Consider the following 16437-nt stretch of genomic DNA (forward strand, 5'->3'; position numbering starts at 1 on the left):
AAGCAATGGGGGAATTAACGCGGGAAATCGTTGGCAAGGCGGTAATCAATATTAAACCAGGCTCGGCTGTCGCCGGAGATGCGTGCTTGGTAACGCAATGCAATGCGTGTCATAAGGCGCCTCTAGGTGTGGATAGTGAGTAACAGCATAGCGTTGTTTAAAAAATAAAAAGTGATATTCAGCACAAATTACAATCAATTAAAACTATATTAGAGTCATTAATATTTATGTAATCTAATGGGTTACAGTGCTGTTATATAACAATCTGATTGATATGGGGTTTGGGTTTTACTGTCAATGGCAAGTGAAGGTGAATGATTTTTTTTGATTAGGATTTTTATCGATTTTAATTGTTGGGTCAGGGGCATCCTGACACCAACAATATACTCACAAAATGAACTAAAAATAATTAACGTAGGAATTCTGGCTGTTGTTTTTCGTAGGCCGAAATATTGTTTTCGTGCTGCAATGTCAGGCCAATACTGTCTAAACCGTTAATCATACAATGACGACGGAAACTATCAATTTCGAAAGAATAACTTTTTCCACCGGCATTCACCGTTTGGTGTTCTAAATCGACAATAAACTCGATACCTTCATTCTCTTTAACCAGCTGGAATAAAGTATCAATATCACCTTCACTTAATGTTACCGGTAATAATTGGTTATTAAATGAATTGCCGTAAAAAATATCAGCAAAGCTTGGAGCAATAACCACTTTAAAACCGAAATCTGTCAGTGCCCAAGGTGCATGTTCACGTGATGAACCGCAGCCGAAATTTTCGCGCGCTAATAAAATGGTCGCACCCTGATAGCGAGGTTGATTCAGTACAAATTCCGGGTTAGGGACTTTGCCAGCATCGTCCAGAAAACGCCAGTCGTTAAACAGGTGCTGACCAAAACCAGTGCGCGTTACTTTTTGCAGAAACTGTTTCGGGATAATTGCGTCGGTATCGACATTCGCCGCATCCAACGGAGCGACCAGGCCCCTATGTTGAGCAAAACCAGTGTGTTGAGTCAATTTTGTCATGGTGGTATCTCCGATTAGTGGGTGGCAGCAGATAAGTCGCGGACGTCAGCAAAGTGACCGCTGACCGCAGCTGCGGCTGCCATTGCCGGGCTAACCAAATGGGTGCGACCCCCACGGCCCTGACGCCCTTCAAAGTTACGGTTGCTGGTGGATGCACAGCGCTCGCCGGGTTCCAGACGGTCGTTATTCATCGCCAAACACATGGAGCAGCCGGGTAAACGCCACTCAAAACCGGCTTCGATAAAGATTTTATCCAAACCTTCCGCTTCGGCTTGTGCTTTCACCGGGCCGGAGCCGGGCACCACAATCGCCTGTACACCGCTAGCCACTTTACGCCCTTGCGCCACTGCGGCTGCGGCACGTAAATCTTCAATACGCGAGTTAGTGCAAGAACCGATAAAGACTTTATCAATCGCGACTTCGGTCAATTTGATACCGGGGCGTAAATCCATATAAGCCAAGGCTTTTTCGGCTGAAGCGCGCTCAACAGGATCACTAAAGGACTCGGGTGCCGGAATAATTTGATTAACCGCAATCACCTGACCCGGATTGGTACCCCAGGTCACTTGTGGCGCGATATCAGCGGCATCTAAGGTCACCACAGTATCAAATTTAGCGTCAGCATCAGATTTCAAGGTGCGCCAGTAGGCCACGCCTTGTTCCCATTGCTTACCCGTCGGGGCGAATTGACGGCCTTTCAGATAGTTAAAAGTGGTGTCGTCCGGTGCGACTAAACCGGCTTTGGCGCCCATTTCAATTGCCATATTGCACAATGTCATGCGGCCTTCCATGCTCAGCGCTTCAATCGCGCTGCCACAGAATTCCACTACATGACCAGTACCACCGGCGCTGCCGGTTTTGCCGATAATTGCTAACACGATATCTTTGGCGGTAATGCCTGGGCCCACCTCACCATTGACTTCGATTTTCATGGTTTTGGCCCGACCTTGTTTCAGCGTCTGAGTGGCCAACACATGTTCAACTTCTGAGGTACCGATACCAAATGCTAATGAGCCAAATGCACCGTGGGTCGCGGTATGGGAGTCACCACAAACAATCGTCATTCCCGGCAATGTCATTCCTTGCTCTGGGCCAATAACATGGACAATGCCTTGGAATGGGTGATTCAAGTCATACAAAGACACGCCGAATTCAGCACAGTTCTTGATCAACTCCTGCATCTGAATGCGGGCCATTTCACCACTAGCATTGATATCTTTGGTTTGTGTCGAAACGTTGTGATCCATGGTGGCAAAGGTTTTACCCGGTTGACGCACCGGGCGACCCATGGCGCGCAAGCCATCAAAGGCCTGCGGCGATGTGACTTCATGCACTAAGTGGCGATCGATATACAACAGCGGGGTTTCATTCGGCGCTTCGTAAACGATATGTGCATCATACAATTTTTGATATAAGGTCTTGTTTTGATATAACGTTTTGCTCATATTAAACCCCCTCAGCCACGAACTTAGCGATGATATCGCCCATTTCGTTGGTGCCGATAGCTTTGCCATCACCAGCCAAATCAGCGGTGCGATAGCCTTGTTCCAATGCTTGATTGATGGCGTTTTCGATAGCCGCCGCCGCATCGTCTTTACCTAAACTAAAGCGCAACAACAGGGCTAAAGAGAGAATTTGCGCGATGGGGTTGGCAATGTTTTTGCCCGCGATATCCGGTGCAGAACCGCCAGCGGGTTCGTATAAGCCAAACCCTTGTTCGTTCAGACTGGCCGAGGGCAACATGCCCATAGAGCCGGTAATCATGGCGCACTCATCTGACAAAATGTCGCCAAACAAGTTAGAACACAGCAAGACGTCAAACTGGGATGGATCTTTAATTAACTGCATGGTGGCGTTATCAATATACATATGGGACAACGCAACATCCGGGTAGTCTGCCGCAATGGCGGTAACGACTTCACGCCACAGGATGGAACTCTGCAACACATTGGCTTTATCAATAGAAGTAACTTTGCCACCGCGTTTGCGAGCGGATTCAAACGCAATACGAGCAATACGTTCAATTTCAAAGCGATGATAAACTTCGGTATCAAAGGCTCGTTCATGCATCCCCTGGCCTTCACGACCTTTGGGTTGACCGAAATAGATGCCGCCGGTTAATTCGCGCACACACAGAATATCGAAGCCTTTCGCCGCGATATCACTGCGCAATGGGCAGAAATCTTCTAATCCCTGATACAAACGTGCAGGGCGCAAGTTACTGAATAATTTAAAGTGTTTGCGTAACGGTAACAGTGCACCGCGTTCCGGTTGCTCCGCCGGTGGTAAATGTTCCCATTTAGGGCCGCCCACTGAGCCGAATAAGATGGCATCAGCTTGTTCGCATCCACTCACTGTTGCTGGCGGTAACGGGCTGCCATGACGGTCGATAGCTGCGCCGCCGACATCATAAGCGCTGGTTGAAATCTTGATACCGAAACGCTGGCGCACAGCATCCAATACTTTATTCGCCTGAGCCATTACTTCAGGGCCAATACCGTCTCCGGGTAAAACGGCAAGATGATAAGTCTTAGTCATGTTCACACCATTTCCTGATTATTTTGTTGCAGACGCTGCTTCTCGATTTCTACCTGATGAGCGCGCCAGATGTTATTTAATACGTGAACCAACGCCTTAGCAGATGACTCGACAATATCTGTGGCCAGCCCCACACCGTGGAAGCGGCGACCTTTATGGTCAACCACGATATCAACCTGACCTAATGCGTCTTTACCCTGACCATTGGCAGACAGTTGATATTTCACCAGTTCAATGGGGTAGTCGGTAATGCGGTTGATGGCTTGATACACTGCGTCAACCGGGCCATTACCGGTGGCGGCTTCTGATTTGATTTCTTCACCACAAACCAATTTCACTGATGCGGTCGCCATCACACTCGAACCAGACTGCACACTGAAATAGTCCAAACGGTAATGCTCTGGCTCTTCCTGCTGCTTATTGATGAATGCCAGGGCTTCCAAATCGTAATCAAAAACTTGGCCTTTCTTATCCGCCAGCTTCAGGAACGCGTCATACAAGGAATCCAGATTGTAATCTTTGTCCTGATAACCCATTTCTTCCATCCGGTGCTTCACTGCGGCACGACCAGAGCGGGAAGTCAGGTTTAACTGCACTTCTTTCAAACCGATGGATTGTGGGGTCATGATTTCGTAGTTTTCGCGATTTTTCAGCACGCCATCCTGATGAATACCGGAGGAGTGAGCGAATGCATTGCTACCGACAATAGCTTTGTTTGCAGGTATTGGCATATTGCATAATTTACTGACCAATTGGCTGGTACGGTAAATTTCTTGATGATTAATATTGGTATGTACGCCCAACATGTTTTCGCGCACTTTAATGGCCATGATCACTTCTTCCAGTGAACAGTTACCTGCGCGTTCACCCAAACCATTAATAGTCCCTTCGACCTGACGTGCCCCGGCTTGCACTGCGGTAATGGAGTTAGCAACCGACATACCCAAATCGTCATGGCAATGGACCGAGATAATGGCTTTATCAATATTCGGTACACGCTGATACAAGTCAGTGATGATGCCACCGAATTGATATGGTGTGGTGTAGCCAACGGTATCAGGAATATTGATGGTAGTAGCACCGGCATTGATTGCGGCTTCTACGATACGGCACAAGTTGTCAATTGGGGTACGGCCTGCATCTTCGCAAGAGAATTCTACGTCATCGGTATAGTTGCGGGCGCGTTTCACTGAATGTACCGCCATCGCCAACACATCATCAAACGAGCGCTTTAACTTGGATTCAATATGTAAGGTAGAGGTCGCCAAAAACACGTGGATACGGAATGCCTCGGCAATACGCAAAGCTTCTGCGGCAACATCTATATCTTTATCTACACAGCGGGCCAAAGCACAAACCCGGCTATTTTTTACTTGCTGCGCGATAGTACGAACGGATTCAAAATCGCCAGGTGAGGAAACCGGGAACCCAACTTCCATGACATCAACACCCATCCTTTCCAGTGCTAACGCGATTTGCAGCTTCTCTTTTACACTCAGGCTGGCTTGCAATGCTTGTTCACCGTCGCGCAAGGTTGTATCGAAAATAATGACTTGTTGGCTCATGGGTTATTCCTTGTCGTGTTTACTTTTGCGCTTAGCGGGTAAAAAAAAACCCGCGCATTTGCGCGGGCTTGTTAATCTTGATGACTGAATCAGTTCTGATTTCCGTCCACCAACATACCGCGCAAGGGAGATGCGTTAAGTAGTAGGCTTAGTAGACGGGTTGAGTAGAACATAATTTTTCAGTTTCTCATTAGTTAAAATATTGCGTTGCATAAATTGATACGTGAATTCTATGGTTGTGTCAACATTTGTTTAAAATGGCGTGTTCAACTGGTTACACGGACTCTAAATTCCTTATAACGACATATAAAACCTAAAAGTTAAACTTTTAAGTTTTATCATCTAAAAATCCAAGATATTTTTTTTACTTTGTTTGGTATAACGCCAAGATTATGGATTATTGTTCTCTTTACGATTTTATGAACGGATGGGCTATTTACTCTCAGACTATGGAATGTTAAAAACCGCGTTAAGGAATAGCTGCGCAGAGAAGTGTTAAACGTAATAAGTTAATAATCAAATAATCCAACAGCAGGGGATCTTATTTTTTATTTATATAGGTAAGATATTTATATGTATTATATTTTATCTTATAATCTGAATTGGTTCATGCCTCTTATATTTTATGACTATTTATATTAATTATAACTAGATCAATGTCAAAACTCCTCGCTATTATTGTCTTTTTAAGATCAATTAAGGATTAATAAGTTATAAGTGGAGAATTTATTATTCATTAATGCCATAGTTGTTAATGTTCTCATTTTGTGATGTGATCATGTCAAGGTTATATTTTAATGCTGACAAGATGTTGTCTTGTTATTGATAATGTAGATTAGTTTTATTCACCATGCAAAATATTTTGCATGTGTTCATTGTTTATATGTATGCCTATGGATATTTACTGATCACCAAATGCATTAGGTGTGATTTATGTTTTCGCACTTATACAAGGATGAGACTCGATTCTACCTCGTTGAGGTATTAAAGAGAATATTGGTATCATTAATGATAAGTGTTCAAAGATATTTTGAAAGAGAGACAAATATCTATGAGGTTATTTATTAATCATGCCATCTGCATAAAGCTTAGTGGAGTTAAGCATGTTTGAACACAACTTAGTAATCGACAGTCAAGTCACTAAAAAGGAAGGTAACGATGTTCATTTACGCAGTGTTGACCTTAATCTATTAACTGTTTTCGATGCTGTGATGCAAATGCATAATGTCACACGCGCAGCACAGTCACTGGGAATGTCCCAGCCTGCGGTAAGTAATGCTGTTGCTCGTCTTAAAGTGATGTTTAATGATGAATTGTTCGTGCGTTATGGTCGAGGTATTCAGCCAACGGCCAGAGCGCGACAGCTTTTTGGCCCTGTTAGGCAAGCATTGCAATTAGTACAAAATGAGTTGCCAGGTGCGGGGTTTGAAGCTAAAAACAGTGGGAGATTATTTAATCTATCTATTTGTAGCCCTCTGGATATCAGGTTGATAGCGCCAATTATACAACGAGTTAATCAATTAGCACCTAATGTTCAGCTCATTGTTAGATCTTACCTTAATGAGAATATTGAGCATCAATTACGTTATCAAGAAACAGAGTTTGTGATAGGTTATACCAAATTCGAACGTTCCGATTTTCACCATGTCTCATTATCCAATGATGAATTAGTTTTAGCTGTATCTAAAAATCACCCACGTATTGATAATTCAATTACGCAAGAACAACTCCTTTCTGAATTACATGCGATTGTCTCATTGGATAAAGTGGGTTCTTTCAGCCAACTTTATTATGAATCAGCTATTAGCACTAAAACTATTGCTTATGAAAGTACTGATATGAACAGTGTGCTGAATATTGTATCTCAAACTAGTTTTGTCGCCATTGCTCCTCGCTGGTTGGTTCAAACATACAGTGAAGCGCTTAATCTGAAACTGATTTCCTTACCTTGGGAAGAAACATGTCGCCCATGTTACCTCACCTGGCATGAATCAACGGATAGAGATAAAGGACATCAGTGGATGAAAGAACTACTCAGCCAGCTTAGTATTCCTTCTTAATTATTATCGTTAAGTCCTGCTGCTGGAGTTGTCTTATTCTCAGTGGCAGGCAAGGACCGCAGTTACCTTTAACATCATTATTTCTGGTGTTTAATTATGATCTAATCCAGCCAAATACTTTTATCCGCTTTAATTCCCTCTCCATGACTCTGACTGCTGTATTTTTCGTCAAAATCGATTTCAGCTCACACTTCTGTGCCGAATTTTATTTGCCATAGCCTATAGAGTGAGTAGACTGCGCGAAAAAAAGTGAACGCATGTAAGCTGAAAGCTAACAGGCAAAAAGTGGCGGTACACTTTAACGAATGATTTCCCAGCGAGCTGCGACGTTTATGACCCAAATATTAGATCAATACCACCTTGTGCGCCGTTTGCGCCAACAAATAAGCCAGAGAACCGACAAAGTCGCCTTTCGTGAATGGTCGCCAGAAGGCGAAAATCAGCTGACCTGGCGGCAGATTGATGCGCACGTAACGCGGATCTCTGCGGCTTTGTTGTCCTTGGGCGCTGCCATCCAAGAGCGTATTGGGATTTTTGCTAATAACAGCATGGCATGGTCATTGGCGGATTTAGCTATTTTACAGATTCGTGGCGTGAGTGTGCCGTTGTATGCCACCAATACAACGGCTCAAGCGGCTTATGTAGTGAATGATGCTGATGTGCGTATTTTGTTTGTCGGTGGACAAGCACAATTTGACGTTGCGATCACACTCAAGCCGCTGTGTCCGCAGCTTAGCCATATTGTTGTATTAGATCCTGGTGTTGATTTACGTGGTTGCGAATATGCTCAACATTTGGCTGATTTTGAACAACAACCAGATGCCGTACAACAGCATCTATTAAGCGCGCGTATAGACGGTTGCGATTTAAGTGACTTATTCACCTTGATCTATACCTCAGGTACCACGGGGGAACCGAAAGGTGTGATGCTGGAGTACCGAAATATGGCGGCTCAGCTCTACTTACATGACCAACGTTTGACTCTGACATCTGACGATACTTCTCTTAGCTTCTTGCCGCTGTCCCATGTGTTTGAGCGGGCCTGGAGTTTTTATGTCATGCATACTGGCGCGCAAAATGTGTATATCAGTGACACTAATTGGGTACGCGCAGCGATGCAGGCAGTAAAACCGACCGTCATGTGTGCGGTTCCCCGTTTCTACGAGAAAGTGTTTAGTGCCATTAATGACAAAGTTGCTCTGGCGAAATGGCATCGCCGGATGTTATTCCGCTGGGCGGTAGGATGTGGCGAGCGCAAATTCCAAAATTTGCAAAGTGGGCAAACCTCATCGTGGTTCTCTGAGCAGATGTATAAGCTGGCAGATCGTTTAGTCTTGAGTAAATTGCGCGGTGTTCTGGGTGGGAAAGTTCGCTTTTTACCGGCCGCAGGTGCTCGACTGGATGATAATATCATTCTGTTTTTCCAGGCAATTGGTATCAATATCAAATACGGCTATGGCATGACAGAGACCTGCGCCACCGTTTCTTGTTGGGAAGAAAAAGATTTCCGTTTTGGCTCTATCGGTAAGCCATTACCGGGGATCGAGGTGCGTCTGGGCGCTGAAAATGAAATTCAGGTGCGCGGTCCGATTGTGATGCGCGGCTATTTCAATAAACCCCAAGAGACGGCGGAGTCTTTTACGGAAGATGGATGGCTCAAAACAGGTGATGCCGGCGCATTAGATCCTCAGGGGAATTTATTCATCACTGAACGGCTGAAAGATTTGATGAAAACTTCCGGTGGAAAATATATTGCGCCGCAGATGATTGAAGGCACCTTGGGCCAGGATCGATTTATCGAGCAGATTGCTATTATTGCCGATACCCGCAAATTTGTTTCGGCGCTGATTGTTCCGTGTTTCGAATCACTGGAAGAATATGCTCATTCGATAAACCTGAAATACCATGACAGATTAGAACTGTTGCGCCATAGCCATATTGTCAGTTTGTTTGAGCAACGGCTGAAAGATATGCAAAAAGAGTTGGCAAAGTTTGAACAAGTTAAGCGTTTTACTCTGTTGCCGCAGGCCTTCACGATGGAGACCGGTGAATTGACTCCGACCATGAAATTACGGCGTAAAATCATTCTTCAGCGTTATCAGAATGAAATTGACTCCATGTACCGCGACTGATCCAGCATCATTTTCACTGTAACGGCCGATATCTGTCTGATGATAGCGGCCGTTGCTGACTTTCTGACCACACGTCTCTCTTCTCCTCTCTCTTTGCGCGTAGTGACTATTTTGCTGCACCTGATGTGCAAAAATTCTCAGCCTGATTTAGTTCTTTGATTAATGAGTAAGTCGGCGCGAAAAACAAGTTTGTGGGAGCTCAGGCAGTGTTTTATTTTCCTGATGAAGAAAAATCCAGTTTGTGACCAACACAATTGCCTTTAACACAGATAATTGCTGTTTGCCTGCCAGAAATTCTGACGTTATGTTAATAAGTTAGTTATGTTAATAAACATTAGAACTATAACAAACAAAGATAGGAATACAGGGCGTTGTGCCTTTCCTACCGGATTTCGTGGAAATGATTTCCCGTTATCCAATGAGCAAACTAAGCCTGGAGGCAAAACCCATGGAGATGTTGTCAGGAGCCGAGATGGTTGTCCGATCGTTAATCGATCAGGGCGTTAAGCATGTATTCGGTTATCCCGGCGGGGCCGTACTTGATATCTACGATGCCCTGCACACGGTCGGAGGCATTGATCACGTGCTGGTGCGCCACGAACAAGGTGCGGTTCATATGGCCGATGGTTATGCGCGTGCCACAGGTGAGGTCGGGGTAGTGCTAGTCACATCTGGCCCCGGTGCGACCAATGCCATAACCGGCATTGCAACGGCGTATATGGATTCAGTGCCGATGGTGGTGCTTTCTGGCCAGGTACCTAGCTCATTGATTGGCTTTGATGCTTTCCAGGAATGTGACATGGTGGGGATCTCCCGGCCCGTCGTCAAACACAGCTTCCTGGTTAAACGTACTGAAGATATTCCAACCGTATTGAAAAAAGCGTTTTATCTGGCATCGACAGGCCGCCCTGGCCCGGTAGTTATTGATCTACCAAAAGATATCGTCGGCCCAGCGGTGAAAATGCCTTATGCCTACCCTGAACAAGTCAGTTTGCGCTCTTATAATCCGACGGTGCAAGGCCATCGCGGGCAGATTAAACGCGCACTGCAAACTATTTTAGCGGCTAAAAGACCTATCATGTATGTCGGCGGCGGGGCCATTAACTCAGCTTGCCATGAAGAGTTACTGACTTTGGCTGAAAAGCTTAATTTGCCGGTCACCAGCTCTCTGATGGGATTAGGGAGCTTCCCTGGCACACATCGCCAAAGTGTAGGTATGTTGGGGATGCACGGGACGTTTGAGGCCAACATGGCGATGCACAATACGGATCTGATTTTTGCCGTTGGCGTGCGCTTTGATGACCGTACCACCAATAATCTGGCGAAATATTGCCCGAATGCGGCTGTGGTACACATTGATATTGACCCGACGTCCATATCAAAAACCGTGGAAGCTGATATTCCGATTGTTGGCGATGCCAAACAAGTTCTGACACAAATGCTGGACTTGTTGCCTCAAATTGATTGCGCCCAAGATTTTGATAGTTTGCGTGATTGGTGGCAATCCATTGAACAGTGGCGTGCCCGTGATTGCCTGAGTTACGCCAAAGACAGTGGAAAAATCAAGCCGCAGGCGGTGATTGAAACACTACACCGCCTGACCAAAGGTGATGCCTATGTCACCTCTGATGTCGGCCAGCACCAAATGTTTGCCGCACTCTACTATCCATTTGATAAACCACGCCATTGGATCAACTCAGGTGGCCTGGGTACTATGGGCTTTGGTCTGCCAGCGGCCCTTGGGGTGAAACTGGCTCTACCGGATGAAACTGTGGTATGTGTTACCGGTGATGGCAGTATCCAAATGAATATTCAGGAATTATCTACCGCTCTGCAATACAACTTGCCGGTATTGGTCTTGAACCTGAACAACCGTTATCTTGGCATGGTGAAGCAGTGGCAGGATATGATCTATTCTGGTCGACATTCACAGTCTTACATGGATTCTCTACCTGATTTCGTCAAATTGGCCGAAGCATATGGTCATATTGGTGTTTCTATCCGCACTCCTGATGAGTTGGAAAGTAAACTGGCCGATGCTTTGACACAATTATCCGAGACTAATCGTCTGGTATTTGTGGATGTAACTGTCGATGAAACAGAACATGTTTATCCGATGCAGATTCGCGGCGGTGGCATGGACGAAATGTGGCTTAGTAAAACGGAGAGGACATAATTATGCGCCGCCGGATTTTATCAGTTTTGCTGGAAAACGAGTCAGGTGCCTTATCAAGAGTGGTGGGCCTGTTTTCTCAGCGCGGTTATAACATTGAAAGTTTGACGGTTGCACCGACCGATGATCCAACGCTGTCGAGAATGACCATCCAAACAGTGGGTGATGCCAAGGTTTTGGAGCAGATTGAAAAACAGCTGCATAAATTGGTCGATGTGTTGCGTGTGAGTGAGTTGGTTTCTGGCTCACATGTTGAGCGCGAAATCATGCTGGTGAAATTGCAGGCTAGCGGTTACGGGCGTGAAGAAGTGAAGCGCTGTGCTGAAATCTTCCGAGGGCAGATTGTGGATGTTACCGCAACGCTCTACACCGTGCAGCTTGCTGGTACCAGCGACAAATTGGACGCATTTTTAAATGCGGTGCGGGAAGTGGCAGAAATTGTTGAAGTTGCTCGCTCCGGTATTGTCGGTGTTTCTCGCGGTGACAAGATCATGCGTTAATTTAATTATGGTGATTAATACTGACTAATCTCCAATTATCAGGCTCAGCCAGTAGGCTGGGCTTTTTTTTTCTTATTTTTTAATCGGAATAGCGTTATATGGCGGTTAAAGCGGTTGCTCAATAGTGAGTTCTGCTGTTAGATCATATCCATGGTTAAACTATGTCTATAGACTTCTTAGTCTAGCCTACAATATTACTTTACAGGGTTTATAAGGGGTCTATGTGAAACTGGATGAAATCGCGCGCCTTGCAGGTGTTTCGCGCACTACGGCCAGTTATGTCATTAATGGCAAAGCGAAACAGTATCGGGTCAGCGATAAAACAGTCGACAAAGTTATGGCGGTTGTCAGGGAACATAACTATCACCCAAATGCTGTTGCAGCAGGGTTGCGCGCGGGCAGAACTCGTTCAATTGGTTTGGTTATCCCGGATCTGGAGAATACCAGCTATACCCGTATCGCGAATTATTTGGAACGTCAGGCTCGCCAGCGGGGTTATCAGCTCCTGATCGCTTGTTCTGAGGACCAGCCTGATAATGAAATGCGCTGCATCGAGCACTTGTTACAGCGCCAGGTTGACGCCATTATCGTTTCTACCGCTCTGCCACCTGAGCACCCTTTTTATCAGCGCTGGGCAAATGATCCATTACCGATAATCGCACTCGATCGTGCGCTTGATCGGGAGCATTTCATTAGTGTTGTCGGTGCAGATCAAGAAGATGCGCAGATGTTGGCACAAGAACTGCGTTCATTCCCGGCAGAATCAGTATTGTATCTGGGCGCGTTGCCAGAACTGTCGGTCAGTTTCCTGCGGGAGATGGGGTTCCGTGAGGCATGGAAAGACGATCCGCGTAAGGTTGATTACCTGTATGCCAACAGTTATGAGCGCGAAGCTGCTGGCACGCTGTTTGCGCAGTGGCTGAAGACCCATCCCATGCCGCAAGCGCTGTTTACCACCTCATTCCAGCTATTGCAGGGCGTTATGGATGTCACTTTAAAACAAAGTGGACGTCTACCCAGTAATCTTACTATTGCCACTTTTGGCGATAATGAGCTGTTGGATTTCCTCGAATGCCCAGTATTGGCAGTAGCACAACGTCACCGCGATGTCGCTGAACGTGTGCTGGAGTTAGTATTAGCCAGTCTGGATGAGCCGCATAAGCCAAAACCGGGGTTAACACGTATTCGCCGCAATTTGTTCCGCCGCGGTAGCTTAAGTCGCAAATAGTCTACGCTTTAGCCAATCAGGGCTCATTCGAGGCCCTGATTGCAAGTCATAACAATCAAACATACCCTGCGACGCGAAACAGCTTGCGGCAGTACTCCAAAAAATAGCCATAAGCCACACCCATAGCCATTGAGACCAAGGCGTTACTCGCGACCGCCGTGGTTATCTGTTCTAAATCTGCACCAACAGACCACAGAATTAAGGCATAGACTGGCGACTGGAAGCTGACATAAGCCAGTAAGTCGGCAAGGTTTCTCGCCCACATATGTTCGCCTGCATGGCGACGTGCAAAACGAATGAACGCATCACGATACACGCCGTAGGGCCAGGCAATCAGAATGTTGACAGGAATTGAGACCAGTCGGGAAGAGAGCGACTGCTGGAATGTCATTCCAGAGATCACTATTTCAATCATCATGCCGATGACAAAACAATACACCACAAGTGCAAAAGTATCGGCTGCGGCACTACGCAGACGGGACCCAGTTGAAAACATTGTCATTAACTCCCTAATTGGGGGAAAAATCTGTCGAAACCTCCATCTCTGAAGTTAATGGTAGGTTTTATGTATTGCTCATTATTTAAATTACAGGTGATTGTATTGTTATTTTGCTTTTTGTGTAGTTTACAGTGCTGTTGCTGGTAATATAACCAGCTTAAAATTTTTATTTTTAACATTTGTCTGGTTTTTATACTTCGTACTGCGAGGAATTGGGCTTTTCGTGGTTTTTTAAATGGTGTTACATGTGTTTTATGTTTAAAAACATATGGTTAATAATTTTAGTGGTTGGCGGAGAAACACTGCGTATCAGGCGGAAAATTTAAAATAAACGAAAGAGAGAACATTAATTTACAGTCTTTTCCTAATTTAAGATTTATCTGTCTGAAGGTATTCATATTTCATCAATACCTAAAAATAGGCGCTAATAATTTATTTCAAAATAGATTAATCCTTATCGGTTAATTGAAGTAAAATGTCTGCCGGGTAACACTCGTTGTTATCAAGGGTATTATTGTATTACCGTCGATTTTGCTGCTGGTTGCACTGCTTTTTCTTAGGAAACGCCAGCCGCCGCGGGTTTTGTACTCAAAGTGTGCAATTTCAAACCGTACAATTTTTATACTAAAAATGAGACATTCCTTGCAGAAGGAAATAATGCGTCAATTAATTGACAATTTATTATTTATTTAAGTTGCCGGAATTACTGGCGGAAAAATAGCCCGTTTATCATGACGTTAATTTCTATTCCAACCGCGAAAATAGCCCCTTATACGAGATATATCTCAAAAACGGCCCATAAATATTGTCAAAGCGCATCTGCTCTGGCTTGACAAGGTTTTCATACCATCCGTAAACTCTTTAATGTGGGGATTTGTGGGATAAAGTGGCGAATTGGGTCATGAAGGGGTAACTCAGTCATGTTTCGTGGGGCAACGATGGTTAACCTCGACAGCAAAGGGCGGCTTGCCGTACCTACCCGTTACCGGGATTTGCTGAATGAGGAATCGCAAGGCCAGATGGTCTGTACCATAGACCTTCACCAACCATGCCTGTTGCTTTATACACTCCCTGCATGGGAAGTCATTGAACAAAAATTATCCCGGCTGTCGAGCATGAACCCAGCTGAACGCCGAGTTCAGCGTTTGCTGTTAGGTCATGCCAGTGAATGTCAGATGGACGGCGCTGGGCGTTTACTGATTGCAGGAACATTGCGTCAGCACGCCGGGCTGAATAAAGAAGTGATGCTGGTTGGGCAGTTCAACAAGTTTGAACTGTGGGATGAACAGACCTGGTATCAACAAGTCAAGGATGACATCGACGCAGAACAGTCCACTCAGGAACCTCTATCTGAGCGGCTACAGGACTTATCGCTATAAGCATGGTAGATAACAATCACATTGTAGATAACAACTACAAGCACACAAGCGTATTGCTGGATGAGGCGGTTAATGGCCTGAACATCCGTGATAACGGCATCTATATTGACGGAACTTTTGGCCGTGGTGGCCACTCGCGTCTGATTTTGTCCCAACTTGGGCCAGAAGGGCGCCTGATAGCAATAGATCGTGACCCACAAGCGATTGAAGCAGCGAAATCCATTACAGACCCACGTTTTTCTATCGTACACGGCCCATTTTCTGATTTAGCGCATTATGTGCGGGAATTGGATTTAGTCGGCCGTATTAACGGTGTATTGCTGGATCTGGGCGTCTCCTCTCCCCAATTAGATGATCCTGAGCGCGGCTTTTCCTTCATGCGCGATGGGCCGTTGGATATGCGCATGGACCCTACTCGTGGCATATCGGCAGCCGAGTGGTTAATGAAAGCCAGTGCTGACGATATCGCTTGGGTGCTGAAAACCTTCGGTGAAGAGCGTTTTGCCAAACGTTTAGCCAAGGCCATTGTTGAGCGTAACCTCACTCAACCGATGACACGCACCAAAGAGCTGGCGGATTTGATTGCCAATGCCAGCCCATTCCGCGAAAAACATAAACATCCTGCGACGCGCAGCTTCCAGGCTATCCGCATCTATATCAACAGCGAATTGGAAGAGATAGAGCGCGCACTCGACGGTGCTCTTGAAGTTTTGGCACCAGAAGGTCGTTTATCTGTCATTAGCTTCCACTCCCTTGAAGACCGTATTGTGAAAAACTTTATCCGTCATCATAGCCGCGGCCCACAGGTTCCAGCGGGTTTGCCATTGACGGAAGCACAGTTACGCAGCATGGGTGGCCGCACCTTGAAGTCTGTCGGCAAAATGATGCCGCCAGATGCTGAAGTGGCTGAGAACCCACGGGCGCGTAGCTCGGTATTACGTTTTGCCGAGAGGATTAAAGAGTGATAGGCAACGAACGCCACGGTTTAGTTGGAGTCATCGGCGGGGATTTACTCCGCAATGCGAAGATCCCGTTAATCCTACTGATTGCGGTGTTGGTGTCTGCCATTTTTGTTGTGACCACCGCCCACCGCACGCGTTTGCTGACCGCAGAGCGCGAACAGTTGGTACTGGAACGGGATGCGCTGGATATTGAATGGCGCAACTTGATTCTGGAAGAAAATGCATTGGGTGACCACAGCCGTGTTGAAAGTATCGCAACCGATAAGCTAAGAATGCAACATGTTGATCCATCGCAAGAAAATATTGTGGTTCAGCAATAGGTTTTTCCAATAAATAAAGGAATTTGTCGCCACCATGACTCTGAGTAGCCA

Annotated in this window: 14 protein-coding genes; 8 read left to right on the top strand and 6 right to left on the bottom strand. The window is 45.7% G+C overall.

What is annotated here, in order from left to right:
* Positions 1-14: 14 nt before the first annotated feature.
* The 5 genes from tnaC to leuA form a co-directional block, all read right to left on the bottom strand.
* Positions 15-113 (bottom strand): tryptophanase leader peptide, encoded by a 99-nt coding sequence (gene tnaC, locus QSV56_RS04600; RefSeq protein ID WP_005156906.1) that lies wholly within the window; start codon positions 111-113, stop codon positions 15-17.
* A gap of 296 nt (positions 114-409) precedes the next feature.
* On the bottom strand, positions 410-1030 hold the full coding sequence (gene leuD / locus QSV56_RS04605) for a 3-isopropylmalate dehydratase small subunit (RefSeq protein ID WP_219650012.1): 621 nt from the start codon (positions 1028-1030) through the stop codon (positions 410-412).
* Positions 1031-1044: 14 nt separating this feature from the next.
* The gene (gene leuC / locus QSV56_RS04610; protein WP_046051602.1) at positions 1045-2475 is read right to left on the bottom strand and encodes a 3-isopropylmalate dehydratase large subunit; all 1431 of its coding nucleotides are present in this window, start codon (positions 2473-2475) and stop codon (positions 1045-1047) included.
* A 1-nt stretch (position 2476) separates the two neighbouring features.
* Positions 2477-3568: a 3-isopropylmalate dehydrogenase gene (gene leuB / locus QSV56_RS04615; RefSeq protein ID WP_301210984.1), complete on the bottom strand. Its 1092-nt coding sequence runs from the start codon at positions 3566-3568 to the stop codon at positions 2477-2479.
* 2 nt (positions 3569-3570) lie between these two features.
* Positions 3571-5133 (bottom strand): 2-isopropylmalate synthase, encoded by a 1563-nt coding sequence (gene leuA / locus QSV56_RS04620; protein WP_005167047.1) that lies wholly within the window; start codon positions 5131-5133, stop codon positions 3571-3573.
* 1103 nt (positions 5134-6236) lie between these two features.
* Between leuA and leuO the strand changes: the two genes are divergently transcribed.
* From leuO to cra, 5 genes are all read left to right on the top strand, one after another.
* Positions 6237-7193 carry a transcriptional regulator LeuO gene (gene leuO, locus QSV56_RS04625; protein ID WP_046051601.1) on the top strand — a complete coding sequence of 319 codons (957 nt, stop codon included), beginning with the start codon at positions 6237-6239 and terminating at the stop codon, positions 7191-7193.
* A 332-nt stretch (positions 7194-7525) separates the two neighbouring features.
* Positions 7526-9325: a long-chain fatty acid--CoA ligase gene (locus QSV56_RS04630; RefSeq protein WP_046051600.1), complete on the top strand. Its 1800-nt coding sequence runs from the start codon at positions 7526-7528 to the stop codon at positions 9323-9325.
* A 448-nt stretch (positions 9326-9773) separates the two neighbouring features.
* Entirely contained in the window at positions 9774-11501 is a 1728-nt protein-coding gene (gene ilvI, locus QSV56_RS04635; protein WP_011815562.1) for an acetolactate synthase 3 large subunit, read from the top strand.
* A gap of 2 nt (positions 11502-11503) precedes the next feature.
* Positions 11504-11998, top strand: coding sequence for an acetolactate synthase small subunit (gene ilvN / locus QSV56_RS04640; protein ID WP_004388986.1), 495 nt, complete (start codon positions 11504-11506; stop codon positions 11996-11998).
* A 223-nt stretch (positions 11999-12221) separates the two neighbouring features.
* Positions 12222-13226: a catabolite repressor/activator gene (cra, locus tag QSV56_RS04645; RefSeq protein ID WP_005156888.1), complete on the top strand. Its 1005-nt coding sequence runs from the start codon at positions 12222-12224 to the stop codon at positions 13224-13226.
* Positions 13227-13281: 55 nt separating this feature from the next.
* Here cra and QSV56_RS04650 read toward each other — a convergent pair whose 3' ends face one another.
* A complete protein-coding gene (locus tag QSV56_RS04650; RefSeq protein WP_026017956.1) occupies positions 13282-13722 on the bottom strand; it encodes an L-alanine exporter AlaE in 441 nt (146 codons plus the stop codon).
* Between the two features lie 923 nt (positions 13723-14645).
* On the opposite strand from QSV56_RS04650, the gene mraZ reads away from it, so the two are divergent.
* From mraZ to ftsL, 3 genes are read left to right on the top strand one after another with little or no spacing between them, the layout of a single operon-like run.
* On the top strand, positions 14646-15104 hold the full coding sequence (mraZ, locus tag QSV56_RS04655) for a division/cell wall cluster transcriptional repressor MraZ (protein ID WP_005167064.1): 459 nt from the start codon (positions 14646-14648) through the stop codon (positions 15102-15104).
* A gap of 2 nt (positions 15105-15106) precedes the next feature.
* Positions 15107-16069: a 16S rRNA (cytosine(1402)-N(4))-methyltransferase RsmH gene (rsmH, locus tag QSV56_RS04660; RefSeq protein ID WP_019080514.1), complete on the top strand. Its 963-nt coding sequence runs from the start codon at positions 15107-15109 to the stop codon at positions 16067-16069.
* On the top strand, positions 16066-16386 hold the full coding sequence (gene ftsL, locus QSV56_RS04665; RefSeq protein ID WP_005156880.1) for a cell division protein FtsL: 321 nt from the start codon (positions 16066-16068) through the stop codon (positions 16384-16386). Before rsmH ends, ftsL begins: the two co-directional genes overlap by 4 nt.
* The last annotated feature ends 51 nt before the right edge of the window (positions 16387-16437 follow it).

This window comes from Yersinia sp. 22-579, from assembly GCF_030433455.1.
GTDB lineage: Bacteria > Pseudomonadota > Gammaproteobacteria > Enterobacterales > Enterobacteriaceae > Yersinia > Yersinia enterocolitica.